This is a genomic window from Methylobacterium sp. D54C (assembly GCF_053345595.1).
Genome location: NZ_JBKFAK010000015.1, coordinates 107785 through 131443, shown reverse-complemented (window position 1 = coordinate 131443; position 23659 = coordinate 107785). Strand labels below are relative to the sequence as shown.

Annotated in this window: 22 protein-coding genes; 7 read left to right on the top strand and 15 right to left on the bottom strand. The window is 72.4% G+C overall.

Translation table 11 applies throughout. The features are described 5' to 3' along the window. Positions 1–303 precede the first annotated feature (303 nt). The 3 genes from ACLBYB_RS23410 to mscL all read left to right on the top strand — a co-directional run bounded on the left by ACLBYB_RS23410 (position 304) and on the right by mscL (position 2386). Complete coding sequence (locus ACLBYB_RS23410) at positions 304–1014, top strand: phosphatidylserine decarboxylase (protein ID WP_020092368.1); 711 nt, start codon at positions 304–306, stop codon at positions 1012–1014. 7 nt (positions 1015–1021) lie between these two features. Then, positions 1022–1897: a CDP-alcohol phosphatidyltransferase family protein gene (locus tag ACLBYB_RS23405; RefSeq protein WP_020092369.1), complete on the top strand. Its 876-nt coding sequence runs from the start codon at positions 1022–1024 to the stop codon at positions 1895–1897. A 69-nt stretch (positions 1898–1966) separates the two neighbouring features. After that, the gene (gene mscL / locus ACLBYB_RS23400) at positions 1967–2386 is read left to right on the top strand and encodes a large conductance mechanosensitive channel protein MscL (protein WP_447700204.1); all 420 of its coding nucleotides are present in this window, start codon (positions 1967–1969) and stop codon (positions 2384–2386) included. Between the two features lie 4 nt (positions 2387–2390). On the opposite strand, the gene ACLBYB_RS23395 is transcribed toward mscL, so the two are convergent. From ACLBYB_RS23395 to ACLBYB_RS23330, 14 genes are all read right to left on the bottom strand, one after another. Further along, positions 2391–2666: a hypothetical protein gene (locus tag ACLBYB_RS23395; protein ID WP_427508212.1), complete on the bottom strand. Its 276-nt coding sequence runs from the start codon at positions 2664–2666 to the stop codon at positions 2391–2393. 133 nt (positions 2667–2799) lie between these two features. Continuing rightward, on the bottom strand, positions 2800–3213 hold the full coding sequence (locus tag ACLBYB_RS23390; RefSeq protein WP_020092372.1) for a DUF1236 domain-containing protein: 414 nt from the start codon (positions 3211–3213) through the stop codon (positions 2800–2802). Between the two features lie 126 nt (positions 3214–3339). Beyond that, a complete protein-coding gene (locus tag ACLBYB_RS23385; protein WP_020092373.1) occupies positions 3340–4080 on the bottom strand; it encodes a NepR family anti-sigma factor in 741 nt (246 codons plus the stop codon). Positions 4081–4243: 163 nt separating this feature from the next. After that, the gene (locus ACLBYB_RS23380) at positions 4244–5029 is read right to left on the bottom strand and encodes a class II glutamine amidotransferase (protein ID WP_020092374.1); all 786 of its coding nucleotides are present in this window, start codon (positions 5027–5029) and stop codon (positions 4244–4246) included. Positions 5030–5107: 78 nt separating this feature from the next. After that, the gene (locus ACLBYB_RS23375; RefSeq protein ID WP_020092375.1) at positions 5108–5419 is read right to left on the bottom strand and encodes a hypothetical protein; all 312 of its coding nucleotides are present in this window, start codon (positions 5417–5419) and stop codon (positions 5108–5110) included. A 1-nt stretch (position 5420) separates the two neighbouring features. Further along, complete coding sequence (locus ACLBYB_RS23370) at positions 5421–6080, bottom strand: cytochrome c oxidase subunit 3 (RefSeq protein WP_056523414.1); 660 nt, start codon at positions 6078–6080, stop codon at positions 5421–5423. Further along, positions 6077–7753: a cytochrome c oxidase subunit I gene (locus ACLBYB_RS23365; RefSeq protein WP_447682746.1), complete on the bottom strand. Its 1677-nt coding sequence runs from the start codon at positions 7751–7753 to the stop codon at positions 6077–6079. Before ACLBYB_RS23365 ends, ACLBYB_RS23370 begins: the two co-directional genes overlap by 4 nt. Beyond that, entirely contained in the window at positions 7750–8739 is a 990-nt protein-coding gene (gene coxB, locus ACLBYB_RS23360) for a cytochrome c oxidase subunit II (RefSeq protein WP_020092378.1), read from the bottom strand. The genes ACLBYB_RS23365 and coxB overlap by 4 nt, the downstream gene beginning before the upstream one ends. Beyond that, positions 8736–9224 carry a hypothetical protein gene (locus tag ACLBYB_RS23355; RefSeq protein WP_447700203.1) on the bottom strand — a complete coding sequence of 163 codons (489 nt, stop codon included), beginning with the start codon at positions 9222–9224 and terminating at the stop codon, positions 8736–8738. Before ACLBYB_RS23355 ends, coxB begins: the two co-directional genes overlap by 4 nt. Beyond that, positions 9221–10282, bottom strand: a complete 1062-nt coding sequence (locus ACLBYB_RS23350; protein WP_447700202.1) for a hypothetical protein — start codon at positions 10280–10282, stop codon at positions 9221–9223. The genes ACLBYB_RS23355 and ACLBYB_RS23350 overlap by 4 nt, the downstream gene beginning before the upstream one ends. Beyond that, positions 10279–10845: a c-type cytochrome gene (locus tag ACLBYB_RS23345; protein ID WP_447700201.1), complete on the bottom strand. Its 567-nt coding sequence runs from the start codon at positions 10843–10845 to the stop codon at positions 10279–10281. Before ACLBYB_RS23345 ends, ACLBYB_RS23350 begins: the two co-directional genes overlap by 4 nt. After that, positions 10842–12839 carry a quinol:electron acceptor oxidoreductase subunit ActD gene (locus ACLBYB_RS23340; RefSeq protein WP_447700200.1) on the bottom strand — a complete coding sequence of 666 codons (1998 nt, stop codon included), beginning with the start codon at positions 12837–12839 and terminating at the stop codon, positions 10842–10844. The genes ACLBYB_RS23345 and ACLBYB_RS23340 overlap by 4 nt, the downstream gene beginning before the upstream one ends. A gap of 2 nt (positions 12840–12841) precedes the next feature. After that, positions 12842–15814 (bottom strand): TAT-variant-translocated molybdopterin oxidoreductase, encoded by a 2973-nt coding sequence (locus ACLBYB_RS23335; RefSeq protein ID WP_447700199.1) that lies wholly within the window; start codon positions 15812–15814, stop codon positions 12842–12844. Beyond that, on the bottom strand, positions 15811–16470 hold the full coding sequence (locus ACLBYB_RS23330; RefSeq protein ID WP_020092384.1) for a cytochrome c3 family protein: 660 nt from the start codon (positions 16468–16470) through the stop codon (positions 15811–15813). Before ACLBYB_RS23330 ends, ACLBYB_RS23335 begins: the two co-directional genes overlap by 4 nt. Before the next feature lie 354 nt (positions 16471–16824). On the opposite strand from ACLBYB_RS23330, the gene ACLBYB_RS23325 reads away from it, so the two are divergent. The 3 genes from ACLBYB_RS23325 to ACLBYB_RS23315 all read left to right on the top strand — a co-directional run bounded on the left by ACLBYB_RS23325 (position 16825) and on the right by ACLBYB_RS23315 (position 21933). Then, positions 16825–19410 (top strand): ABC transporter ATP-binding protein, encoded by a 2586-nt coding sequence (locus tag ACLBYB_RS23325; protein WP_447700198.1) that lies wholly within the window; start codon positions 16825–16827, stop codon positions 19408–19410. A gap of 182 nt (positions 19411–19592) precedes the next feature. Further along, positions 19593–20786: a L,D-transpeptidase family protein gene (locus ACLBYB_RS23320; RefSeq protein ID WP_447700197.1), complete on the top strand. Its 1194-nt coding sequence runs from the start codon at positions 19593–19595 to the stop codon at positions 20784–20786. A 205-nt stretch (positions 20787–20991) separates the two neighbouring features. Continuing rightward, entirely contained in the window at positions 20992–21933 is a 942-nt protein-coding gene (locus ACLBYB_RS23315; RefSeq protein ID WP_020092387.1) for an MBL fold metallo-hydrolase, read from the top strand. A 9-nt stretch (positions 21934–21942) separates the two neighbouring features. Here ACLBYB_RS23315 and ACLBYB_RS23310 read toward each other — a convergent pair whose 3' ends face one another. Further along, on the bottom strand, positions 21943–22125 hold the full coding sequence (locus tag ACLBYB_RS23310; protein WP_020092388.1) for a hypothetical protein: 183 nt from the start codon (positions 22123–22125) through the stop codon (positions 21943–21945). 271 nt (positions 22126–22396) lie between these two features. Here ACLBYB_RS23310 and ACLBYB_RS23305 point away from each other — a divergent pair, with 271 nt between their 5' ends. Then, complete coding sequence (locus tag ACLBYB_RS23305; protein WP_020092389.1) at positions 22397–23635, top strand: complex I NDUFA9 subunit family protein; 1239 nt, start codon at positions 22397–22399, stop codon at positions 23633–23635. The last annotated feature ends 24 nt before the right edge of the window (positions 23636–23659 follow it).

Sequence of the window (23659 nt, the reverse complement as noted above, 5' to 3'; positions counted from 1 at the left end):
GCGGGGATCGGATCCCGCGCGTACTTGGCCGACACCTGGGTTCCCGCGGCGTCCCGCGTCCCTCGTGCTCGCCTCCCGGGCCATGCCCCCGGCGCCACGCGCGCGCGGGGACGATCACGCGTGTCCGCGAGCCTCGGCGTTTCGCGCCCGAATCGGCGCCGGAGCGCCCCCCGGCCGGAGCGGGCGCTCCGGCCCGCGGCGACCCGCGACCCCTGGAAAGTTGACGGCGGCCCGGCGGACTGCCATCCGCCCGTCCGACACGTCCGCCCGCCCGCGCGCGACATCCTCGAGTCCGAAGAGCCCATGACCGACCTGATCGAGACGATCCGCCGGACGCTCGTGCCGATCCACAAGGAGGGCTATCCCTTCATCCTGATCGGCATCGTGCTGACGGTGCTGGCCGGCTACTTCTCCCAGTTCTTCGGCTGGATCTTCCTGATCCTCACCCTCTGGGTCTGCTACTTCTTCCGCGATCCGGAGCGCGTCACCCCGGTGGCGGACGGGCTCGTGATCTCGCCCGCCGACGGGCGCGTGAACCTCATCGCCACCGTCCTGCCGCCGCCCGAGCTCGACCTGCCGCAGGTGCCGACCCTGCGGGTCTCCGTGTTCATGAACGTGTTCGACTGCCACGTGAACCGGGTGCCGGTGGCGGGCCGGATCGGCCAGATCCACTACACGCCGGGCCTGTTCCTCAACGCCGAGCTCGACAAGGCCAGCGACGACAACGAGCGCAACGGCATGGTCATCGAGACGACCCATGCCGGCCAGCCGAAGCGGGTCGGCGTGGTGCAGATCGCCGGCCTCGTGGCGCGGCGCATCGTCGGCTTCGTCGCGGCGGGCGACGTGCTCGGCGTCGGCGAGCGGTTCGGCCTGATCCGCTTCGGCTCGCGGGTGGACGTGTACCTGCCGGCCGGCTCGACCGTGCTGGTCGGCCTCGGCCAGAAGGCGGTGGCCGGCGAGACGGTGCTGGCCGATCTCGGCGGCGGCCCGGAGCGGCTGTTCAAGCGGATCTGAGGCGGCCATGGACGATCTCTTCCCGCCCTTCGCGCCCGACCCGAACGAGCCGCGGCCGCGCCGGTTCAAGCCGGTTCCGTTCCGGATGATCGCGCCCAACATGATCACCCTGATGGCGCTCTGCCTAGGGCTGACGGCGATCCGGCTCGCCTTCGAGGGCAAGTTCGAGCCCGCCGTCATCGCCGTAGTGGTGGCCGGCGTGCTCGACGGCATCGACGGGCGGGTGGCGCGGCTGCTCAAGGGCACGTCGCGCTTCGGCGCGGAGCTCGACTCGCTCGCCGACTTCGTGAATTTCGGCTGCGCCCCGGCCCTGATCCTCTACGGCTTCGTGCTGTTCCACCTGAAGTCGGTGGGCTGGATCGTGGCGCTGATCTTCGCCATCGCCATGGCGCTCCGCCTCGCCCGCTTCAACGCGATGCTGGACGACCCGAACCGGCCGGAATGGAAGAAGGACTTCTTCGTCGGCATGCCGGCGCCGGCGGGGGCGCTCACCGCGATGCTGCCGCTCTACCTGCACTTCCTGGGCTTCGGCATCGAGACCTGGGCCGCGCCGGCGGTCCTGATCTACGTGCTGTGCATCGCCCTCCTGGTGGTCTCCACGGTCCCGACCTACTCGGGCAAGACCATGGGCAAGCGGGTGCCGCGCAGCCTCGTCCTCCCGATCTTCCTGTTCGGCGTCGCGGCCTTCGGCATCCTGATCAGTTACCCGTTCGAGGCGCTCGTGGCGGTGAGCGGCGGCTACCTGCTGACCATCCCGGTCGTCGCCGCCCAGTATCGCCGGCGGCTCAAGGCGGAGCCGGCGCTCCCGGCCGGGGAGCGGCCCGCGGCCGGGGCGGACGCGCAGCCCGAGAGCGGCGCGGAGGCGAGGCCGCCGGCCGTCTAGCCGGACCGGGCGCTGGCCGCCGCGGGATTCTCCCCTACCTTGGCAGCGTTCGCGGAGGGGATCTCGGAGATGCTCGAGGAATTCAAGAAGTTCGCGCTGCGCGGGAACGTGGTCGATCTCGCGGTCGGCGTGATCATCGGCGCGGCCTTCGGGGCCATCGTCAATTCGGCCGTGCAGGACATCTTCATGCCGGTGATCGGCGCGATCACGGGCGGGCTCGATTTCTCGAACTACTACATCCCGCTCTCGTCCAAGGTGCAGGCCGGTCTGCCCTACGTGGACGCGAAGAAGCAGGGCGCCGTTCTCGGCTACGGCCAGTTCCTGACGCTGACGCTCAACTTCGCCATCGTCGCCTTCGTGCTGTTCCTGGTGATCCGGGCGATGAATCGTCTGCAGCACGCCGAGGTCAAGAAGCCCGACGAGGTGCCGGCCGACGTGAAGCTGCTCTCCGAGATCCGCGATATCCTCGCGACGAAGCCGCGCGTCTGACGGCTCAGCCCGCGCGCGTGTCGTCGTCCCGCGGCTTCACCCCGAAGGCGTCGAGGATCTGGTCGAGGGCCTGCCCGACGGCGCCGGTGCCCTCCTCGTGGGTCTTCAGGCGGGTCTCGAGCCTGCGGATCTGCGGCTCGAACGCGTCCGGCACCGGGTCGTCGCCCAGGAAGCGCGGCTTGTCGGTCCCGACCGGCAGGACGCTGCGCAGCTGCTGGCCGAGATGGTCGCGCACCGGCTCGGGGAGCGTGGATTTCGGATCGGCGGAATTGTCGCTCATGATCGCCTCACGGGTCGAACCGTTCCTCAACGGCCGGACGGATGAAGCGTTGCGCCGGCGGCCGCGTCTGCGGGAATGCCCCCGGAGCCAAGCTCCGGGGGCGTTCGGGCCGGCACGAGACCGGCCCAGGGTCTTAGTCGATGACCTCGACGATGCGGTGACCGCGGTCGACCAGCACCGGGCGGTCGTTCACCACGGTGTAGCGGTAGCCCGGCTGCACGCGGTACTCGCTCGGCACATCGTAGTAGGTCACGCCCGAGTTCGGCAGGGTGGTGCCGACGGCAACGCGGCCGTCGTAGTCGTACGAGCGGACGTTGCGCTCGCGGACGTAGCTGCGGAAGCGCGGGGCCATGTCGACGCCGAGGATGCCGCCCACCGTGCCGGTGGCCGCGCCGACCGCGCCGCCGACGATGCCGCCGATCGGGCCCGCCGCGTCGGCACCCGCGGCCGCGCCGCGCTCGGCGCCCGGGATGGTGCCCTGGGCCTGGGCGGCCAGCGGCAGCGAGAGGGCGAGGGCCGAGGCGGCGATGAGGGTCTTGAAGGTCATGCGGTGCGTCTCCGTTCCGTGGTGTTTCGCCGCGCAGGCGCAGCGAAGCTCGGGCCGGTAACGCCCGATTACCGGAATCGGATGCATCTTTTTTTGTTGACTGCCGGACCGTGGCTGGCCGGCCGCCTACGCGTCCTTGGGCATCGCCGACTGGATGAACCGGTCGGAGCCGAGATCCTCCTCGTCGTAGCCCAGGAGCTCCGCGAGGCGGCCGCGGGCGCGGCTGACGCGGCTCTTCACGGTGCCGACCTTGCAGCCCATGATCGTCGCGGCCTCCTCGTAGGAGACGCCCTCGGCGCCGACCAGCACCAGCGCCTCGCGCTGGTCCGGCGGCAGCTTGGCGAGCGCCGACTGCAGGTCCTCGACGTCGAGCCTGTCGCCCTGGTGCGGCGCGGTGGCGAGCCGGGCCGCGTAGGACCCGTCCTGATCCTCGACCTCGCGGACACGCTTGCGGTGGTCCGAGTAGAAGATGTTGCGCAGGATCGTGAACAGCCACGCGTTCAGGTTCGTCCCCGGCTGGAACCGGGCGCGGTGCTGCCAGCCCTTCAGCAGGGTGTCCTGGACGAGGTCGTCCGAGCGGGCCGGGTTCGAGGTCAGCGACAGCGCGAAGGCGCGCAGCGACGGCACGGCCGCGAGCAGGCCGTTGCGGAATTCGGGCTCGATCGCCTCGCCCCGGGCGCGCAGCGCCGCCTCGAGCTTCTCGATCAGCTCGGCGAAGCGGGACGGCAGCGTCTCCTCGCCGATCCGGTCGTAGACCGTGCGCAGGTGCTCCCCGAGATGCGTGCGGATGCCGGGCGCCAAGTTCGGGCGGCCATCCCGAGTCCCGTCCTCCTGGGACAGGACGGTGTCGGTGTCGTCGCGGGTCATGCGTATCGCGCTCGTCAACTCATCGTGGCTCGACCTGTGGTCCCGAGCGGGTCGAGGCGGAGCGCTTGCCGGCTCGAACCGGTGGTGAGGTCCGGCCGATGCGCTCCTGTTACCGGGATTCTAGCGCATCGGCCGCGGCCATGCACCCTCGGGCAAAACACACTTAAGCTAAGTTGGCCGGTCTCAACAGCCGGATCGCCCCGTCGCGCAGGGTCAGGACGTCGCCGCGGGCGAGATCGGTCCAGCACTCGTCCCGGGTCAGCGCCTGCGTGGCGATGACCGTCACCACGTCGTGCTCGGTGGTCTCCTGGGCGAAATCCACCTGCCAGTCCTCGTCGATCAGGGTGGCCTTCCCGAAGGGGGCGCAGCGGGTGAGGTAGCAGAGGCGCTTGCCGCAATGGGCGTAGAGGGTGCGGCTGTCGGTGAGCAGCATGTTGAACACGCCGAGCGCGTGCAGCTCGCCCGCGAGGTCGGCCACCGCCCGGTCGAGGGTCTCGGGACGGGGCAGGGCGCGGAACCGGGCCTGGAGCCGGCCGAGCATCCAGCAGAAGGCGTGCTCGCTGTCGGTGGAGCCGATCGGCATGAAGCCGCCCAGCGGCAGCCGCTTCACGCCCTTGAGCTGACCGTTATGCGCGAAGGTCCAGCGGCGGCCCCACAATTCCCGGGAGAACGGGTGGGTGTTCTCCAGGCTGACCCGGCCGCGATTGGCCTTGCGGACATGGGCGACCACGATCCGGCTCTTGATCGGCATGTCGCGCAGGAGCCGGGCGAGCTGCGAGCGGGCGCTGGGCTCCGGCTCGTGGAAACTGCGGCAGGTGCGGCCGTCGTAGAAGCTGATACCCCAGCCGTCGGCGTGCGGCCCGGTCTCGCCGCCGCGCCGGGCGAGGCCCGCGAAGGAGAAGCGGATGTCGGTCGGCACGTTGGCGCTCATGCCGAGCAGTTCGCACATCGTCTTTCAGCCGGGCCATGCGGGGAAGCGGCCCCGTTTAGGAGCGTTCGGCCGTCCGGACAACGGCTTTCGCGCGGGTCAGCGGGCGAGATAGTCGGTCAGCGTCATGCCGACCATGATGGCGACCCAGAAGAAGCCGAGCCCCGAGAACAGCCGGATCAGCGGCGGCTCGTGGATCACCTCCATGGAGACGAGGAGGATCAGCGCCACCATCACGGCGACGACCGCGAGCTCCACGATCCAGACCTGCGCGAAGGGAAGGGTGGCGCCCAGCGTCACGTTGACGGCGAGCAGGGCGAGCAGCGCCAGGAAGGTGAGGACGGGCGTGCGCAGGCGCTTCCGGAGCAGGGCGCGGTCGTCGGCGCTCAGGGTCGCGAGGGGGTTCCGCATCCTACCGGTTCACCACGTAGAGGATCGGGAAGGCGAGGATCCAGACCAGATCGATGAAGTGCCAGTACAGGCCGTAGACCTCGATCCAGTTCTGGTGCCGGGCGAGGAACCCGGCCCTGGCGGCCATCCACGTCATGCCGAGCAGGAGCGCGATGCCGGTGAACAGGTGCAGCGCGTGGAGCAGCGTGGCGACGTAGTAGAGGTTCACGAACAGCCGCGCCGCCGGCGTCTCGGCGAGGGCGAAGGGCCTGTCGCTGAGGAACGGCATCATGTGCTCGGCCCAGTCGGCGTAGTACTCGTAGCCCTTGAGCACGAGGAACAGGCCACCCAAAGCCGCGGTCGCCAGCATCGCCCGGACCATGGCGCGCTGCCAACCCATGCGCGAGAACTCGATCGCCATCGACATGGTCAGGCTGGAGCAGATCAGCACCACGGTGTTGGTGGCCCCGATCCAGAACTTCAGGTGCTTGGCCGCCGCGACCGTCGCCTCGGGGTGCTGGATCCGGGTGATCAGCGCCACCAGGAACAGGGCCGCGAACAGCAGCAGCTCGGTGATCAGCCACGCCCAGATTCCGAGCGTCGCCGCCTCGCGCTGCTGCGCCACGCTCTCGAAATGGTGGGCGCGGGCGACCCCGACGCCGTCGGCGAGGGGCTCGCTCATCCGTGCTGGTCCCGGGCTTCCTGGGCCTGGATCGGGTAGTCGTAGGGGATGCGCGGCACCTCCGGCGGGGACAGGAAGTTGTGCGTCGGGGGCGGGGACGACGTCTCCCACTCGAGCCCCTTCGCGTTCCACGGATTGGCGGGCGCCTTCCGCCCGAACCACAGGGAATAGACGAGGTAGAGCATCGGGAAGAGGTAGCCCGCCGCCAGGATCGTGGCGCCGGCCGAGGACAGGACGTTCAGGAGTTGGAACTCGGCCGGGTAGGTCGCGTAGCGGCGCGGCATCCCCAGATAGCCGAGGATGAACTGCGGGAAGAAGGTCACGTTGAAGCCGAGGAAGATCAGCAGCGCCGAGACCCGCCCCCAGGGCTCACTGTACATCCGGCCGGTGAATTTCGGCCACCAGAAGTGCAGGCCGCCGAGGAAGGCCAGCACCGTGCCGCCGACCATGATGTAGTGGAAATGCGCGACCACGAAGTAGGTCGCGTGGATGTGCTGGTTGATGGCGAGCGTCGCGAGGTAGAGGCCGGTGAGGCCGCCGAGCACGAACAGGCCGATATAGCCCATCGCGTAGAGCATCGGCGTGTCGAGGCGCAGCGCGCCCTTATGGATCGTGGCGGTCCAGTTGTAGACCTTCACGGCCGAGGGCACCGCGACCGCGAAGGACAGGGCCGAGAACACCAGCGAGGCCAGGTCGCTCTGGCCGTTGACGAACATGTGGTGGCCCCACACGAAGAAGGTCACCGAGGCCAGCCCGATCGAGGCGTAGGCGACGAAGCGGTAGCCGAACAGCTTCTTCTGCGCGAAGGCCGGGACGATCTCGGAGATCACCCCCATGCCGGGCAGGACCATGATGTAGACGGCCGGGTGCGAGTAGAACCAGAACAGGTGCTGGAACAGCACCGGGTCGCCGCCGTAGGCCGGGTCGAACACGCCGATGTGGAAGGCACGCTCCGCGATCAGCAGGATCAGCGCGGTGGTGATGACGGGGGTGGCCAGCAGGAAGATCAGGCTCGTGGCGTAGTGCGACCAGACGAAGATCGGCAGCTTGAACCACGTCATGCCGGGAGCCCGCATGGTGTGGATCGTGACCACGAAATTGAGCCCGGTCAGGATCGACGAGAAGCCCACGATCGTGACGCCGATCAGCGCCGGCAGCACCCAGGTGTTCGAGAAGGCGGTGGAGAGCGGCGCGTAGAAGGTCCAGCCGGTGTCGACGCCGCCGAGCACCACCGAGACCAGGGTGAACAGGGCGCCGGCCATGAACACGTACCAGCTCGTCAGGTTGAGCTTCGGGAAGGCGAGGTCCTTGGCCCCGATCATCAGCGGGATCAGGAAGTTGCCGAAGGTCGCGGGGATCGACGGGATCAGGAAGAACCAGACCATCACCACCCCGTGGATGGTGAAGGCCTTGTTGTAGGTGTCGTTGGTCATGATCGCGCCGTTCGGCACGACGAGCGCGAGGCGCACCACGCCGGCCGCCAGGGCCCCGATCACGAAGAAGCCGGTGATCGAGGCGAGGTAGAGGATCGCGATGCGCTTGTGATCGGTGGTGAGGAACCACGAGCGCAGGGTCGATTGCGCGTGCAGGTAGTCGGATTTTCGCCCGATCGTGGATTCCGGGGCGTGGGGTTCCCGGCGGGCGGTGCCGCCGACGCTGCCCGATGCGCTCATCGTGTCGCTCCCGGCAGCGTCGCGTCCGCGGCCTTGCCGGAGGCCGGACCCGCGTAGGATTTCAGGAAATCGATCAGCGTGCCGAGTTCGTCCGCCGGGATCCGGCCGGCGAAGCTCGGCATCACCTGCTTGCCACCGCCGGCGAGCCGGTCACCGTTCGGGTTCAGGATCTTCTCGCGCAGCCACGCGTCGTCGGCGGTGACGGTGCGCCCGTCCGCGAGCTTGACTTGGCTGCCGTAGAGGCCCGCGAGGCTCGGCGCCTTCACGGACGAACCGGGGTCGTGGCAGCCGGCGCAGCCATAGGCCTCGTAGAGCGCCCGGCCCGCCGCGACCTTGCCCTGCTGCGCGCCGGCGTGGGTCAGCCAGTCCTGGTAGTCGCCGGGATTCATGAAGGTGACCTCGCCGCCCATCACGGAATGGTCGGTGCCGCAATATTCCGAGCAGTAGAGATGGTAGGTGCCGGTCTTCTCGGCCTTGAACCACAGGTCGGTGTAGCGGTCGGGCAGGGCCGCCACCTGCATCCGCACGGCCGGCAGGTAGAGGGCGTGGATCACGTCCTGGCTGATGATGTGCAGCCGGATCGGCTGGCCGATCGGCAGGTGCAGGTTGTTGATCTCGGACTGGCCCGTCGGGTGCTGGAACTTCCACATCCACTGCCGGCCGATCACCTCGACCACCATGGCGTCTGGGGGCGGGTTCTTCGACTCGACGAACAGCCGGGCGCCCCAGACGAAGAAGATCAGCGTCAGCAGGAACGGGATCAGCATCCAGCTGATCTCGATGAGGTTCGACCGGATGCCCGAGGGGCTCCGGTCCGCCTCGGAGCCCTCGCGGTAGCGCAGGGCGAAGTAGGTGATCGCCACGAAGACCGGCACGGTCAGCAGCAGCGTCAGGACGGTGAAGGCCAGGATCAGCCAATCGGTCTCGATCGCCGTGGCGGAGACCGCGGCGGGCCAGAGCTGGAGGGAATCGTGGCTCGGCGTCATCGCGCAGCGGGCTCCGCCGGTTCGAGGGAGCGGCCGACGGTCAGGTCCATGGCGCGCCCGATCGGGATGCGGGCGCGGGTGCGGGCCTCGTCCCGGTAGCCGTAGCCGGAGAGGCGCGCCGCGGTCTCGGCCCGCTCGCGGTCGAGGTCGGCGTAGGGGTCGGCCTGCAGGTTCGGCGGCGGCGGCGCCAGCCGCGTCGTCTGCTGCGGCGTCAGGGCGGGCAGCGCCCGGCGCTGGCTCGCCGCGAAGGTGCCCATCAGCCAGACCATCGCGCCGACGACCGCCAGCGCCGCGAGCGCGAGGCCCGCCATCACCAGCACGGTGTTGCGGACGTTGACGTCGCGCGTCTCGTGCCCGGGATCGTCGGGATGGCGCTGCGTGTTGGCCGCCGGGCGCGGCGGCCGCCCGTTCAGGAGGCCGCTGCCGCGCAGGGTCAGCCCCGCGAGGATCGCCGGGATCAGGCCGGTGGGTCCGTCCGCGCTCATGCCGGCCTCCCGGCGCGGCGGGCCGCGGAGGCCGCGCGGTTGGCGCGCGGACGCATCAGCGGGCGCAAAGCGGCCGCGAGGCAGGCCACGGCGCCGGCGGCCAGCACGTCGCTCGGCCGGAGGACGAAGCGGTCGCGCACCGCCGGGGTGATCAGCCAGAACATCTCCAGGGCGTGGACGGCGAGCGCCGCGCCGGCCAGGATCCGGGTGGTCGGGCGGCCCGGCCGCAGGGTCGCGAGACCGGCCAGGACCACGACCGCGCCGGCCACGATCGCCAGGGCCCGCCCGACCCAGCCGCCGCGGGCGAGGTACCACGCCACCTCGGGCGGCAGGTTGGCCGACCAGACGATCAGGAACTGCACGAAGTGCATGTAGGCCCAGAGGCCGAGGAGGACGACGAGCGGGACGAGCCGGCCCCGGCCGGGGGCCGTGCGGCCGCGCCCCACGGGCTCCGGCTCCTCCCAGGCCAGCAGGATCGCCGCCGCGAAGGCGAGGCCGCTCCACGCCGTCATCACCAGGAGACCCAGGAGGGTGGAGTCGAGCCGCGGATCCAGGGAGGCGACGACGTCGGTGACGAACAGCGTGCCGATGACCGCGTGCAGCCCCACCGCCGGCACGGTCCGCCCCTCGCCGGGCGCGTCGAACGGCCTGGCGAACCGCAGCGCCAGCCAGGTCCAGGCCGCGAGGTAGGCGATGACCCGGACCGCGAAGAACGGCACCGTGAACCACAGGGCGGCCAGCGGCGTGCGCGCCGGGGCGCTCACCCACGGATAGAGCAGCGGCGCGGCGGCCAGCAGCGGCAGCGCCAGCGCGGCCGCGACCGGCATCAGAGCCGTCAGCCGGCGCAGGCCCGCCAGCATCTCGATGCCGCCGCGCTCGCGGACCCGCTTGCCGAAGCGCTCGGCCACGATGACCACCGGCAGGGCACCGACCGGCAGAGCGAGGAGGACCAGCCACGCCGCGAGATACGAGGCCGCGGCTCCGCGCCAGCCGCCCGCGATCAGGCAGACGGCCAGGAGGACGAGGCCGGCGAGGCCGAGCAGGGCGGGGCGCCTCACCGCGTCGCCTCCAGCCGCGCGCGATCCGCCTCGGGCAGGCTCGCCACAGGGGCGTCCTGGCTCAACTGGAGGGCGCGGACGTAGGCGACGATCGCCCAGCGGTCGGCGGAGGGGATCATCTGGGCCATGCCGAACATCGCCTTCCGGCCGTTCGAGATGGCGTCGTACAGGTCGGACGCGGAGGCCGCGCGCACCGGCCCGGCGGTGAGGTCGCCGGCGGACGGGAAGCCCCGGGCCACGATCATCCCGGCGCCGCGGCCGTCCTGCCCGTGGCAGGGGGTGCAGAACACGCCGTAGCGCTCGCGGCCCTGGTCGAGCAGCGCCCGGCTGATCGCCTGCGGCTGCGGCGCCGCGCGGGCCGGATCGATCCGCGGCACGGTCCCGGCCACCGGCTGGCGCATCGTGATCTCGCGGGGGAAGAACGGGTTCTTGTCCCAGGTCTTGGCCCGGGCCTGATCGGCCATGTCGGCCTCGCCGCAGGCGGCGAGCGGCGCGAGGGTCAGGCAGGCGAGGAGGGCGCGTGGCCCGGCGCGGCGGGCGGTGCGGCGGACGGCGCGCCTCATCGCGGGATCCGCCGGATCTCGAGGGGGCGCCCGGCCTCGGCCGGCAGGGAGGCGAGCCGCCGCTCGATCCGCGCCGCGTCGAACCGGTCGCCCCGCGCCTCGGCGGAGAGGAAGAACCGGTCCTCCGAGGCGCGCAGGAAGCCCGGGATGTTGAAGGCCGGATGGTTCAGCCGGGGCAGGCGGTTGAGCACGAGGAGCGCGAGGTGGATCGCCACGCAGCCCGCCATCATCGCGAAGGAGACGCTCGGGACCACGAAGGACGGCCAGGACAGGCGCGGGCGGCCGCCGATCAGGAACACGTAGTCGTAGGCCGTGGCGTAGACGCACAGCGCGAAGAAGCCGAAGCCACCGAGCAGGGCCCCGGCGAGGGCGTAGGGCAGGATCGAGCGCCCCTCCAGGCCCAGGGGCCGCAGGGTGCGGGGCATCGGCACCGGTCCGTGCCCGTCGAGATGGACGTGGTCCGGGCCGATCCCGGAGACCGCCTGGAGGGCGGCAGCGAGGTCGCCCTGGCTCGCGAAGGTAGCCGACACGCCCCACAGGGGCGCGGTGACCGGGTTCTCCTCGGGGCGACCCGTGGCCCCGGACGCGGCCGCGCGGGCGGCCTCCTGCGCGGCCGGCGACGCCGTCAGGGCGAGGCGGCGGCTCTCGACGATCGAGACGGCCGGCAGGTAGCGCAGGAACAGGAGCAGCAGGGTCAGGAACAGCCCGGTCGAGCCCGCGAAGGTGGCGATGCCCCAGATGTCGGTCGTGTAGGGCAGCCTCGAGGAGGGCAGGAAGTCCTGCGTCAGGGTGACGACCAGGACCATGACGTGGTCGGCGTAGGCACCGATCGCCACGAGGAGCCCCACCGCCGCGATCGCCGGCGGCGCCGTGCGGGCGCGGGCCGACCACAGGATCTGCGCGGGCAGGACGAGGCACAGGACCGCCGTCCAGGACACCAGGGCGTGGTCGCCGGTCATGCGCCGGACCAGGACGCCGCGCCCCTCGGCGTCGCCGTTGAGGAAGGTGTCGAAGTACTCGGCCGCGTAGCAGTAGGCGCTGGCGCAGCCGAGGCAGAGCAGCAGCCGCCCGAGGACGTCGAGATGGCGGTCCGTCACCAGGGCGTCGAGGCCGTAGACGAGGCGGATCAGCATCACGGTCACCGCCGTGACGCCGACGCCCGAATAGACCGCGTTGACCAGGAAGCTCACCGGCAGCAGCGTGCTGTGCCAGCCGGGCATCAGCGAGCCCGCCAGCATGACCGAGGCCCCGGTCTGGACCGAGACCACCAGCAGCACGCCGAGGAGCGCCACCGTCCGGTAGGCCTGGACCCAGATCTGCCAGTGGGCCGCCGAGCCGCGCCAGCCCGAGGCGAGGATGCCGTAGACCTGCGCGCGCAGGAGGGCGAGCTTGCGGGTCGGCGCCTTCGCGTCGAACTGGCGGAGCGCCTCGACGTGGGCCCGGTCGCGCAGCGTCGCGAGGTCCGGCAGCAGGCCGATGAACCAGAGGCTGACGCAGATCACCAGGAACGACACGATGTCGATCGCGTCCCACAGGAGCGGCGAGCGGAACTGCGGCCAGAGATCGTAGGTGTTGGGGTAGGGCAGGTTCCAGAAGAAGAACCAGGGCCGCCCGAGATGGATGATCGGGTAGAGGCCGGCGGCCGCGGTGGCGAGCAGCGCCAGGGTCTCGGCGACGCGGTTCACCGCCCCGCGCCACTCCGCGCCGAGCAGGAGCAGGATCGCCGAGACCAGCAGGCTGCCGGAGGCGACGCCGATCCACCAGTCGTAGCTCGCGATGTCCAGCGCCCAGACGACGGCGTTGTTGTTCGCCCAGATGCCGGGGCCGGCGTAGAGCAGGTAGCCGAGGGTGAGGACGAACAGGCCGAGGAGCGAGGCCGCCCCCGCGAAGGCGATCCACCAGCGGCGGTTACCGGGATGCGTCAGCGGGATCTCCGCGACCGCGCCGCCGATGTCCTCGAGGGTCGCGTCGGGCCGGATCAGGGCGCCGGACATGCTCAGCCCTCCCGTCCGTTGGGATCGGCGGCCGGGGCGAGCCCGGCGAGGTAAGTGGTGCGCGGCCGCGTGTTGAGATGCCCGAGGAGCGCGTATTCCCGCGTGTCCCGGCGGGCGGCCGAGACCTGGCTCCCCGGGTCGGCAACGTTGCCGAAGGTGATCGCCCGGGTCGGGCAGGCGTCCTGGCAGGCGGTCTCGACGCTCCCGTCGGGGATCGGCGCGTGGGCGTCCTTGGCCGAGGTGATCCGCGCCGCCGTGATCCGCTGGATGCAGTAAGTGCACTTCTCCATCACGCCGCGGGACCGGACCGTGACCTCGGGGTTGCGCTGCTGCTGCTCCACCGGGGTCGTGCCGCCGGTATAGTCGCGGTAGTTGAAGCGCCGGACCTTGTAGGGGCAGTAGCTCTGGCAGGTCCGGGTGCCGACGCAGCGGTTGTAGACCTGCAGGTTCAGGCCCTCGCTGTCGTGGAGCGTCGCCTCGACGGGGCAGCCGAGCTCGCAGGGCGCCTGCTCGCAATGCATGCAGGGCACCGGCTGGAAATGCGTGGTCGGGGCGTCGAGGCCGCCCGCGTAGTAGCGGTCGACCCGCAGCCAGCCCATCCAGCGGCCGAGCGCGACCTCCTCGCGCCCGACCACCGGGATGTTGTTCTCCGCCTGGCAGGCGGTGACGCAGGCGTTGCAGCCGATGCAGGCGTCGAGGTCGATGGCCATGCCCCACTGCGCGGCGACCCAGCGGTCCTGGCTCTCCGGGGGCGGGTAGAACGAGGCGGGGGTCGGCGCACCCTTCGGGTCGCCCGCGGGCGCGGCGCCGAGCGCCTGGACGCGCACGAGGTCCTGCCCCTCCATCGTGCCGAGATGCTGGGTGGTCACCGGCTTGCGCACGCGGCCGGTCTTCGTCAGCCGTGCGCCGACGAGGCGCCAGGTCGAACCGGCCGGGCGCAGGGGCGCGGAATCGTAGCCGAGGCCGCGGGCGAGGTGGTCCGGCACGTCGCGGCCGTAGCCCAGGGTGAGGGTGACGGTGTCGGCGGCCTGGCCGGGCAGGATCCAGGCCGGCCCCTCGACCGCGCGGCCGCCGGCCTCGACCCGCAGGATGTCGCCGGTCGCGATGCCCGCGCGCTCGGCGAGGCGCGGGCTCACCGCGACCACGTTCTCCCAGACCACCTTGGTCAGCGGCTTCGGGAGTTCCTGCAGCCACGCGAGGTCGGCGTGGGTGCCGTCCCAGATCGTCGGATCGGGCCGGAACAGCACCTCGACCTCGCCGGCGGACGCGGGAGATGGAGCGACCGCGGGGGCCGCCGCCTGCGTCAGCGCGACGGTCTCGGCCGGGCGCGCGCTGCCCGCCCAGAAGCCGAGGCGCAGGGCCTCGGTGAAGCGGGCCTCGAAGGCCGCGTCGTCCTCGCCGGCGCTGCGCGCCCCCGCCTTGAGAAGGTCGAGGGCGTCCTGGCCGCTCTCCCCGCCCTCGCCGCCGGCCAGGAAGGCCAGCATCTCCGAGGGCGTCCGACCGTTGTAGAGGGGCGCGACGGTCGGCTGGATCAGCCCCACGGTCCCGTCGAGGGACCGGATGTCGCCCCAGGATTCCAGCGGGTGGGCGGCGGGCAGGTGCCAGTCGGCGTGCGCGCCGGTCTCGTCGTAGTAGAGTCCCGCGTGGATCTTGAGCGGGACGCGCGCCATCCGGGCGGCGAAATCGAGGGCGCCCGGCGCCTCGTAGACCGGGTTGGCGCCGAGCACGACGAGCGCCTTGACGGCACCCTGATCCATGGCCTCCGCGAGCTCTGCCAGGGTCCCGGCGCCGGTCTCCTCCGCGGGCGCGGTGTGGACCAGGGTCGCCCCGGTGTTGCCGAGGGCGGCGTTGAGGCGGTGGACCAGCGCGTGCAGTTCCGGGCTCGCGGTCAGGCCGGCGGTGACGATGCCGCTTCCCCGGGCCTCGGCGAGCGCCGTGCCGGCACCCCGCGTCCAGCGCGCGACGGGGTCGTCGCCCGCCGGCGCCGCGCCGCCGGCGGCCAGGGCGAGGAGGTCCCGGGCGAGGTCCTCCAGCCGGCCGGCCGGGACCGCGAGACCGTAATCCGCCTTGGCGCTGGTCAGCGTCGGCGTCGGCGCCGCCGCGTGGAGGGTGAGGAGGCGCCCCTCCGCGTAGGCCGCGCGCCGCGCCTCACTCCAGCGCCGCGCCAGGCCGACCTGGCCGGGCCCGAGGTCCAGGAAATCGCCGTCCAGCGCCACGATGGTGCGGGCGCGGCCGAAATCCGGGATGGTCTCCAGCGGCCGGCCGTAGGCCTGGCGGGCGCCCTCGTAGATCCCGCCGCGGCCGGCCCCGGCGCCGGTGTACCAGCGCAGAGCCGGGTAGGCGGCCCGCAGCCGCGCGATCTGGGCCGCCACGCCGGGCGACGTCACCGGGCCGGTGAGCAGGGCGAGACCCTCGCCCCGGCTCTCGCGCCAGCCCGGCATCCGCGCTTGGAGATCCGCCCGGAACGCCGGCCAGGAGCTCGGCCGGCCGAGATGCTGCACCGCCTGGGAGCGGAACGGGTCGTAGAGCCCGAGGACCGAGGCCTGGGCCAGCACGTCGGTGCCGCCGCGGCTCCAGGGATGCTCGGGGTTGCCCTCGATCTTCAGGGGGCGGCCGTTGCGGGTGGTGACCAGGACGCCGTTGCCGAAGCCGTCGAACACCGCCGAGGAGGCGTAGGACAGGTCCGTGCCGGGCACGATCCGCTCGGGCTGGTTGACGTAGGGCACCTCGTAGTCGCGGCCGCTGCCCCCGCCGCAGGCGGTGAGGCCGCCCAGCGCGAAGGAGGCGGCCATGAGCTTCAGGAAGCCGCGCCGCTCCGGGGCAGCGGCGAGCCGGGACGCCGACGGGAACTCGGCCGCCAGGTAGGCGCGGAACTCGGGGCTGTCGGCCACGGCGTCGAGGCTGCGCCAGAAGCGCGGTCCGTCGCCGCCGGCGAGTTTTTCGCGCAGGGCCGCGATGTCGGGGGCGCCGGTCATCGGTGGCAGATCCCGCATTCGGTCAGCCGCTCCCCGCCGCGGATATGGTACTGGGCCACGAGCTTCGGGCCCAGACTCGCCTGATCGGCCGGCGGCTTCCAGGTCATGTTCCAGACCTGATCCGGCGTGCGGACGTATTTCTCCGGGGCCCGGTGGCAATCGAGGCAGAACTGCATCTCGAAGGCGTTGGCCCGGTAGGTCATCTGCATCGACGTGACGTCGCCGTGGCAGGTCGAGCAGCCGATCCCCTTCGTCACGTGGACGGAGTGGTTGTAGTAGACGTATTGCGGCAGCTTGTTCAGCCGCTTCCATTCCAGCGGCTTGTCCTGCGCGTAGCTGTCGCGCACCGGCTTGAGCATCTCGGAGCCGGTCCAGATCTGCGAGTGGCAGGTCATGCAGGTGTGCGTCGGCGGGATGCCGGCGGTGGCCTCCCGGTCGACCGTGGTGTGGCAGTAGCGGCACTGGATGCCGAGCTCGCCGGAATGGTGCTTGTGGCTGAACGGCAGCGGCTGGGCCGGCGCGATCCCGACGCCCGTGACGTAGTTCGAGCGCACGATCCCGGCCGCCAGGACCGGGACGCCCACTAGGCAGGCCACGCCGGTCATCAGCGCGAGGCGGTAGAGCGCGTCGGCGCCGGGAGTGAACAGCTGCGCCATCAGGCCGTCCCGGACGTCGAGCCGGCCGTGCCGTGCCCTTCGGTCTGCTCAGCCCCTCGCCGCACGCGTCACCCCATCCTCTGGTCCCGCCCGAGATCGGCTGCGCCGGCACGCCCACGCGATGCGGTCCGGGCGGACGCGGCGACCGGACCTCGCGGCACGCTCCGGATCGCGCCGCGTGCAGGGAATCGAACCTAGAGCGCTTCCAGACCAGGGCTAGAACTTGGATCAGTCCGGCCGACATGTCGCACGGGGCCGGGCCGCGCCGGCCGCCCTTTCCGCCGCGGCCCCGAAGGCCTATGCCGCGGACGGCGGCGGACCGCGGCGGACCCGCCCGATGCTGTCCGGAGACGCATGGAATCCGATCCTCTCCTCCTGACGTGGCGCGCCGCGCGGCCGCAGCACACCGTCGCGGCGGCCCTCGCGGTCGGGGTCGGCGCGCCGCTCTGCGCGCTCGCGCTCCTGTGCCTGCGCGACCTGATCGCGGTCCTGCCGCGCGACGAGGCGCCGGTCCTCCCGTTCCTGCGCGTGGCGGCGGAGCTCCCAGGCCGGGAACTGGTGCTCGTCCCCGGCATCCCGATGCGCCCCGCCGAACTCGAACTCACGGCCTTCCTGTGCATCGCGGTCTGCGCCCTGGCGCTGGCGGGGGTCGGCTGGTTCGTGGCGCGCCTGTGCTTCAAGGCGCAGAACAGGGCCGGGGACGCCGTCCGCGAGGGCGTACTTCAGGCGATCCTCGACGCCCCCGCGGGCGCCCGGGACGAGGCGCGCGGCCTCACCCGGATCGTCGGCGAGGTGCTGGCCCGGGCCGACCGCCTGCTGGCCGCCGGCATCGTGCTGCCGGCGATGACCCTCGCGGCCCTGATCCTGGCCCTCGGCTTCGCGGCGCTCGCCGCGCCCAGGCTGGTCCCCGCGGCGGTGATCGGCCTCGCGGCGATCGGCCTCGCCTACGGGCTGGTGCTCGAGCGCGCGCGCGACCGGCACGATCTGCGCCTGCGCTCGAGCGCGCGCGCCGAGGAGAGCCTGAACGACCTCGTCCGGCGGCTGCCCGCCGTGCGCAACCACGGCGCGGCGGCCATCGAGCGCCGCCGGATCGCCGCCCGCGTCGCCGCGATGCGGGCCAATGTCGGGCGCGCCGAGGCGCGGCTGGCCTATGCCCGGGCGCCGGCCCTGGCCCTGGCGGTGATCCTTCCGGCGATCGCCGCCGGCACCGCGCTGTGGCGCTCGGGACCGGGCCAGCCGCCCGCGGCCCCGGTGGATCCGGCCGCCCTCGTGGCGGCCGTGGGCGCCTTCGGGCTCGCCGGCTGGCTCGCGGCGATCTGCGCGCGTCTCTGGATGGTCCGCAGGTCGGTGCGCCCGCGGCTGCGCGACCTCGCCCGCACCATCGCGGCCCTCGAGGGGCGGCGGGCCCGGGCCGCCCGCAGCGGCGCCGCCGCCCTGCCGCTGCCCCGGTCCGGAATCCTGGCCACCGAGGGCGTCGGCGCCTTCGATCCGGCCACGGGCGAGCGCCTGACCGGCGTCGACGTGGCCGTGTCGATGCCGGGGCACGTGGCGATCACGGGCAGCCGCGGCAGCGGCGCCCGCGCGCTCGCGGCGGTGCTGGCCGGCCAGGTCGAGCCGACGGCCGGCGCCGTCACCTACGCGGGCACGGACCTGCGCGACTTCGACGCCGCCGAGCGCGCCCGGCGGATCGCCTTCACGTCGGGCGAGGCGATCCTGATGGAGGGCTCCCTCCGGCAGAACCTGCTCTACGGCACCGATCCGGCGACCGCGCCCGACGACATCGCGCTGATCGGGATCAGCCGGCTCACCGGCCTCGACGGCTTCGTGTACGCCCGCGGGCTGACCGGGCGGCTCGACCCGGCCGCCCAGCCGCGGCTCGCCGCCGCGATCGTCGCCGCGCGCCGCACCATGCGGGTGGCGCTGGCCGCCAAGGGCGCCGAGCGCCTCGTCGAGCCCTTCGACCCCGACCGCTACAACAATCAGGCGAGCATCGGCGAGAACATCCTGTTCGGCGAGCCGGTGGGCGGCACCTTCGCGCCCCTGCGCTTCGCCCGCCACCCCTACCTGCGGGCGGTCCTGGAGGCCGAGGGGCTGGTCCGGCCGCTCACCGAGATCGGCCTGTCGGTGGCCCGCAGCACGGTGGAGATCTTCGCCGACCTGCCCAACGACCACCCCCTGTTCGACGCCTACTCGCTGTTCCAGGCGGCCGAGCGGGGCTATTTCGAGGATCTCGTGGCGCGCCTGCCAGGCGCGGCGAGCCTGCGGCGGGGACCGGCGGGCCAGCGCGACCGCGCGCGGCTGATCGGCCTCGCGCTGCGCTACAACGAGTCCCGCCACCGCTTCGGCCTGATCGACGGCCCGTTCGAGGAGCGCCTCGTGCAGGCGCGCCGGTCCTTCGCCCGGATGCTGCCGGCCCACCTCGCCGGCGCGGTGGTCTTCCACGATCCCTCGCGGGTCAATCCGGCCGCGAGCCTGGAGGAGAACCTGCTGTTCGGCCGGATCAGCCTCGGCGAGGCCAATGCCGAGCCGCGGGTGCGCGAACTGGTGCGCCGGGTGCTGGCCGACGAGGGCCTCGAGGCCTCGGTCTACGGCCTCGGCCTCGACAGCAAGGTCGAGATCCAGCCCAGCACCGGGGCGCTGGCGGACGGCGCGATCAACGCCCGCGAGCGGGTGGCGATCGAGCTGAGCCGGTGCCTCGCCCGCGACCCCGACATCCTCGTGGTGGCGGTCGCGATGGACGAGCGGAAGGCCGAGGGCGCGCGCGAGCGTCTCGCCCAGCTGCGGCAGGCGCGGGCCGGGCGCGGCCTCATCGTCTGCCTGTCCGAGACGGGCCTCGCCGAGTGCGCCGCGCCGTTCGACGCGGTGATCGCCGTGGAGAACAGCGCGGTCGTCGCGCCCGTGCCGGCGGATGCCGAGCGGGAGCCGGAACCCGCGGCCTGAGGGGAACCGGCGGCGGTGCGGCCGCGCCGTCGTCCCGGCGATGCCCGTCCGCGGGGGAGGGGGCGCCTCCGCGCGGGCGGCGGGCGGGCAGGACGCAGCCTCACGGCCGCCGCAATAATCCGTCAGGTCGCGAGGCCGCCCCCGTCCGGCAGCCATCCCGGCCGATCCAGCGCGGACGGTTCATGCCCCTGTCGACCTCGCTTCCCCTCGCCGCCGGCCTCGTTCTGCTGGCCCTCGCAGGCCCGGCCGCCGCGCAGGCGGGCAAGGCCGAGGCGCCGATTCCGGCCGCGACCCTCGCGCTGATGGCGCAGAAGGGCGTGACGGCCGCCTCGCCGGTCCTGTTCCGGGCCTACAAGAAGGAATCGGAGATCGAGGTCTGGAAGAAGGGCGCCGCGGGCTACGTCTACATCAAGACCTTCCCGATCTGCCGCTGGTCCGGTCAGCTCGGGCCCAAGCGCAAGACCGGCGACCGTCAGACCCCGGAGGGGTTCTACGCCGTGCCCCGGCGCCAGATGAACCCGAACTCGCACTACTATCTGTCCTTCGACGTCGGCTACCCCAACGCCTACGACCGGGCCCATGGCGGCACCGGCTCCGCCGTGATGGTGCACGGGATCTGCTCGTCCATGGGCTGCTTCGCCATGACCAACGGCACGGTCGGCGAGATCTACGCCATCGCCCGGGACGCGCTGAACGGCGGGCAGGCGGCCTTCCAGTTCCAGTCCTACCCGTTCCGGATGACGGCCGAGAACATGGCCCGCCACCGGACCGATCCCAACATCGCCTTCTGGCGCGAGCTCAAGGCCGGCTCCGACCGGTTCGAGGCCAGCCGGGAGGAGCTGCAGGTCTCGGTCGTCGCGGGCCGGTACGCCTTCGCGCCCGCCCGGGATCCCGCCGTCGAGGCGGCCGTCACCACCCGCCGGGCGGTCGAGGAGGTGCGGATGGCCGCGCTCGCCGAGGCGGGCGAGCCGGCCGTGCGCACCACCTATTCCGACGGCGGGCAGAACGCCTTCTGGGCGGCCTACACGGCCCGGGGCGGCGCGGTGGGGGACATCAGCCGGCCGGAGGCCCTGGCCTTCGCCGGGCAGGAGGTGGTGGTCGTGCCCGGCCATCGCGTCCATCGCCCGGTGCCCGAGACGGTCTGGGCCGGCTGGGCCGCGCCCGGATCGGGCCTGTCGCCGCGGCAGATGGCGGGGTTCGTGCCGGTCTACGAGCGGGCGCCCGACCCGTTCGGGGCCCTGGTCGCGCCGCTCCCGACGCGGTACAGCGACGCACTCCCGTCCTGGCTGGCCGCGGGACTCGCCGGATCGGCGACCGGCCGCCCGATTCTGGCCGGGTCGCCGGCCGGTCTCCTGGCCGCCGCGGAGCCCCTCTGAGCATGCGAAGGCCCTTCGCGGCGGCCCGTGCGTGTGCGCGGACGCACATCACGACCGCGTGCGGCACACCAATTCATGATACGGCAGGGGATGAGCGGTACACCTGCTCCGTCGGCCTGCCGTATTCAAAGCTACCTTCCCGGAACGGCGACGGGGTTTCGATCATAAGTGATCGGGACCGACTGTCCGCGGATTCGTGATCGCCATGTCGAACAGTTCCGAGCCGACCATCCTGGCGGCCGACCAGGACCTCGCACTGCGCTTCTGGGGCGTCCGCGGCTCGACGCCCGTCAGCGGCCCGCAATACGCCGAGTTCGGCGGCAGCACGCCCTGCATCGAGGTGCGGTGCGGCCAGCGCATGTTCATCGTCGACGCGGGCTCGGGCATCTACAACCTCGGGCAGGGTCACCGGACCGATCTGCCCCAGGAAGTCGACCTGCTGTTCAGCCACCTGCATCTCGACCACACCGCGGGTCTGCCCTTCTTCAAGCCGGCGGTCCTCGATCCCGACCGGGTGATCAACACCTATTGCGGCAACCTCGGCGGCGAATCGGCCGGGCCGACCCTCGACCGCCTGTTCGCGCCGCCGCTCTTCCCGGTTACGCTCGACAAGCTGTGCTGCACCTTCCACCACCACGGCTTCGAGGCGGGTCAGACCCTGGCCTTCCCGGACGGCACGCGCGTCGCCACGATCCTGCTGAACCATCCGCAGGGATCGGTCGGCTATCGGTTCGAGCACGGCGGCCGACGCCTGTGCCTGATCAGCGACATCGAGCACAGCGACCCGTGGCCGGATCCGGAGCTCGCCGCCTTCGTCGCCGACGCCGACCTGATGGTCTACGACGGCATGTTCACCGACGGGGAATATCCGACCTGCCGGGGCTGGGGGCACTCGACCTGGCAGAAGGGCGTGGAGCTCGCCCGGAACGCCGGCGTGAAGGCGCTCGGGATCATCCACCTGCACCCGGCCCATTCCGACACGGCGCTGCGCGACATGGAGGCCGACCTCCAGGCCGAGATGCCGACGGCGTTCATCGCGCGCGAGCGCCAGAGCCTCATCGTCGGTGCCCCGCGGGCGGTCAGCGGCCGGCCGAGCGCGCGCCCGGCCGTGGCGCGGGAGATGCGCCGCCGAATCAAGGTCGCCTGAGGCCGGGCGTCAGACGGAGCGCCGCCGGCGCGTCCGGCTGTACCGGGCCCAGGTGAACAGCACGAACAGCGCGACGCCGATGATCAGGATGCTCCAGCCGTAGTTGCTGACGAGCTGCGCGTCGATCGGGTGGCCGACGTACCCGAGCGCCACCAGCAGACCGAGCACCGCGATCGCCGCGGAAACGAGCATCCCTACAATCATCGAAGTCCCCGGCGCGTCCCATCCGCGCGATTCGGCAGGGCCGTATGGTGGGGAAGAATGCACGGCGGCGGCACCCGTTCCAGCCCCGTGATCAGCCTGCCGCGAGCCGGCGCGCGGTCCCTCGGCCGCGATCATCCGCCCCGCGCTGTTCACCGGAATGGCGCGGCGGCGCATTCGGCGGCTCCCATCGCGCCGAAGTTAGGCTAAGTAGGCCGCCTGACGGCGCCCCGAGGCGCGCGAGGAGCTCGAGACCACGGCGATGAGCGGCCAAGACAACACGACGGCGTCCGCGACGGCGCACACCAGCGAGCAGACGCATTCCGCCGCCGCGCCGGGCCCCCTGCGCCCGCAGGACCAGCTCGTGACCATCTATGGCGGCTCCGGCTTCCTGGGCCGGCACGTGGTGCGGGCTCTGGCCAAGCGCGGCTACCGGATCCGCGTCGCGGTGCGCCGGCCGGACCTCGCGCTGTTCCTGCAGCCGCTCGGGAAGGTCAACCAGATCGTCGCCGTCCAGGCGAACCTGCGCTACCCGGACTCGGTGGCCCGGGCCGCCGAGCGGTCGGACGTGCTGATCAACCTCGTCGGCATCCTGCAGGAGACCGGCTCCCAGAGCTTCGCGCGGCTTCAGGTCGACGGGGCCGAGGCGATCGCCCGCGCCGCGGCGCGCCAGGGCGCCCGGATGATCCAGGTCTCGGCGATCGGCGCCGATCCGGCCTCGCCGTCGCTCTACGCGCGCACCAAGGCGGAGGGCGAGGCGCGGGTCTTCGCCGCCTGCCCGGACGCGGTCGTGTTCCGGCCCTCGCTGATCTTCGGGCCGGGTGACAGCTTCTTCAACCGCTTCGCCGGCCTCGCCCGGGCGCTCCCGGTCCTGCCACTGGCCGGCGGCCAGTCCCGCTTCCAGCCGGCCTTCGTGGGCGACGTCGCCGAGGCGATCGCCCGCGCGGTCGACGGCACCCTGGCGCCCGGCAAGGTCTACGAGCTCGGCGGCCCGGAGGTGGGCACGCTGGAGCATTTCGTGCGCTACATGCTGAAGACGATCCGGCGGAAGCGGGTCGTCGTGGACCTGCCCGTGCCGGCGGCCAAGCTCCAGGCCCGCATGCTGGAGATCGCCGACACGCTGACCTTCGGCCTGCTGCCGGACTCGCTGAAGCTGACCCGCGATCAGGTCACGCTGCTCCAGAACGACAACGTCGTCTCGGAGGCCGCCAAGGCCGAGGGCCGGACCTTCGAGGGGATCGGGATCACACCGACCGCCGCGGAGGCGGTGGTGCCGGGCTATCTCTGGACCTTCCGCAAGGCGGGCCAGTTCGCCACCGATCGCGACGAGGAAGTCCTGTCCGAGGTGCCCGACACGCTGGCGTCGCAGCCCCTGGCGGCCGGCTCGCAGCACCGGCCGAAGACCGCCTCCGGCCCGGCGATCGGCGCCGATGCCGGCAGCTCGCCGGGGGCCGGGCAGGGCAGCATGGGCGTGCGCTGGGGAACCCGGAACCCGGGCTAGGTGACGCTCCCCGCCCGGATCGCG

Excerpts from the sequence above, each read along its gene's own strand:
- ACLBYB_RS23410 (WP_020092368.1), top strand. The coding sequence starts at position 304 with ATGACCGACCTGATCGAGACGATCCGCCGGACGCTCGTGCCGATCCAC.
- ACLBYB_RS23405 (WP_020092369.1), top strand. The coding sequence starts at position 1,022 with ATGGACGATCTCTTCCCGCCCTTCGCGCCCGACCCGAACGAGCCGCGG.
- mscL (WP_447700204.1), top strand. The coding sequence starts at position 1,967 with ATGCTCGAGGAATTCAAGAAGTTCGCGCTGCGCGGGAACGTGGTCGAT.
- ACLBYB_RS23395 (WP_427508212.1), bottom strand. The coding sequence starts at position 2,666 with ATGAGCGACAATTCCGCCGATCCGAAATCCACGCTCCCCGAGCCGGTG.
- ACLBYB_RS23390 (WP_020092372.1), bottom strand. The coding sequence starts at position 3,213 with ATGACCTTCAAGACCCTCATCGCCGCCTCGGCCCTCGCCCTCTCGCTG.
- ACLBYB_RS23385 (WP_020092373.1), bottom strand. The coding sequence starts at position 4,080 with ATGACCCGCGACGACACCGACACCGTCCTGTCCCAGGAGGACGGGACT.
- ACLBYB_RS23380 (WP_020092374.1), bottom strand. The coding sequence starts at position 5,029 with ATGTGCGAACTGCTCGGCATGAGCGCCAACGTGCCGACCGACATCCGC.
- ACLBYB_RS23375 (WP_020092375.1), bottom strand. The coding sequence starts at position 5,419 with ATGCGGAACCCCCTCGCGACCCTGAGCGCCGACGACCGCGCCCTGCTC.
- ACLBYB_RS23370 (WP_056523414.1), bottom strand. The coding sequence starts at position 6,080 with ATGAGCGAGCCCCTCGCCGACGGCGTCGGGGTCGCCCGCGCCCACCAT.
- ACLBYB_RS23365 (WP_447682746.1), bottom strand. The coding sequence starts at position 7,753 with ATGAGCGCATCGGGCAGCGTCGGCGGCACCGCCCGCCGGGAACCCCAC.
- coxB (WP_020092378.1), bottom strand. The coding sequence starts at position 8,739 with ATGACGCCGAGCCACGATTCCCTCCAGCTCTGGCCCGCCGCGGTCTCC.
- ACLBYB_RS23355 (WP_447700203.1), bottom strand. The coding sequence starts at position 9,224 with ATGAGCGCGGACGGACCCACCGGCCTGATCCCGGCGATCCTCGCGGGG.
- ACLBYB_RS23345 (WP_447700201.1), bottom strand. The coding sequence starts at position 10,845 with ATGAGGCGCGCCGTCCGCCGCACCGCCCGCCGCGCCGGGCCACGCGCC.
- ACLBYB_RS23340 (WP_447700200.1), bottom strand. The coding sequence starts at position 12,839 with ATGTCCGGCGCCCTGATCCGGCCCGACGCGACCCTCGAGGACATCGGC.
- ACLBYB_RS23335 (WP_447700199.1), bottom strand. The coding sequence starts at position 15,814 with ATGACCGGCGCCCCCGACATCGCGGCCCTGCGCGAAAAACTCGCCGGC.
- ACLBYB_RS23330 (WP_020092384.1), bottom strand. The coding sequence starts at position 16,470 with ATGGCGCAGCTGTTCACTCCCGGCGCCGACGCGCTCTACCGCCTCGCG.
- ACLBYB_RS23325 (WP_447700198.1), top strand. The coding sequence starts at position 16,825 with ATGGAATCCGATCCTCTCCTCCTGACGTGGCGCGCCGCGCGGCCGCAG.
- ACLBYB_RS23320 (WP_447700197.1), top strand. The coding sequence starts at position 19,593 with ATGCCCCTGTCGACCTCGCTTCCCCTCGCCGCCGGCCTCGTTCTGCTG.
- ACLBYB_RS23315 (WP_020092387.1), top strand. The coding sequence starts at position 20,992 with ATGTCGAACAGTTCCGAGCCGACCATCCTGGCGGCCGACCAGGACCTC.
- ACLBYB_RS23310 (WP_020092388.1), bottom strand. The coding sequence starts at position 22,125 with ATGCTCGTTTCCGCGGCGATCGCGGTGCTCGGTCTGCTGGTGGCGCTC.
- ACLBYB_RS23305 (WP_020092389.1), top strand. The coding sequence starts at position 22,397 with ATGAGCGGCCAAGACAACACGACGGCGTCCGCGACGGCGCACACCAGC.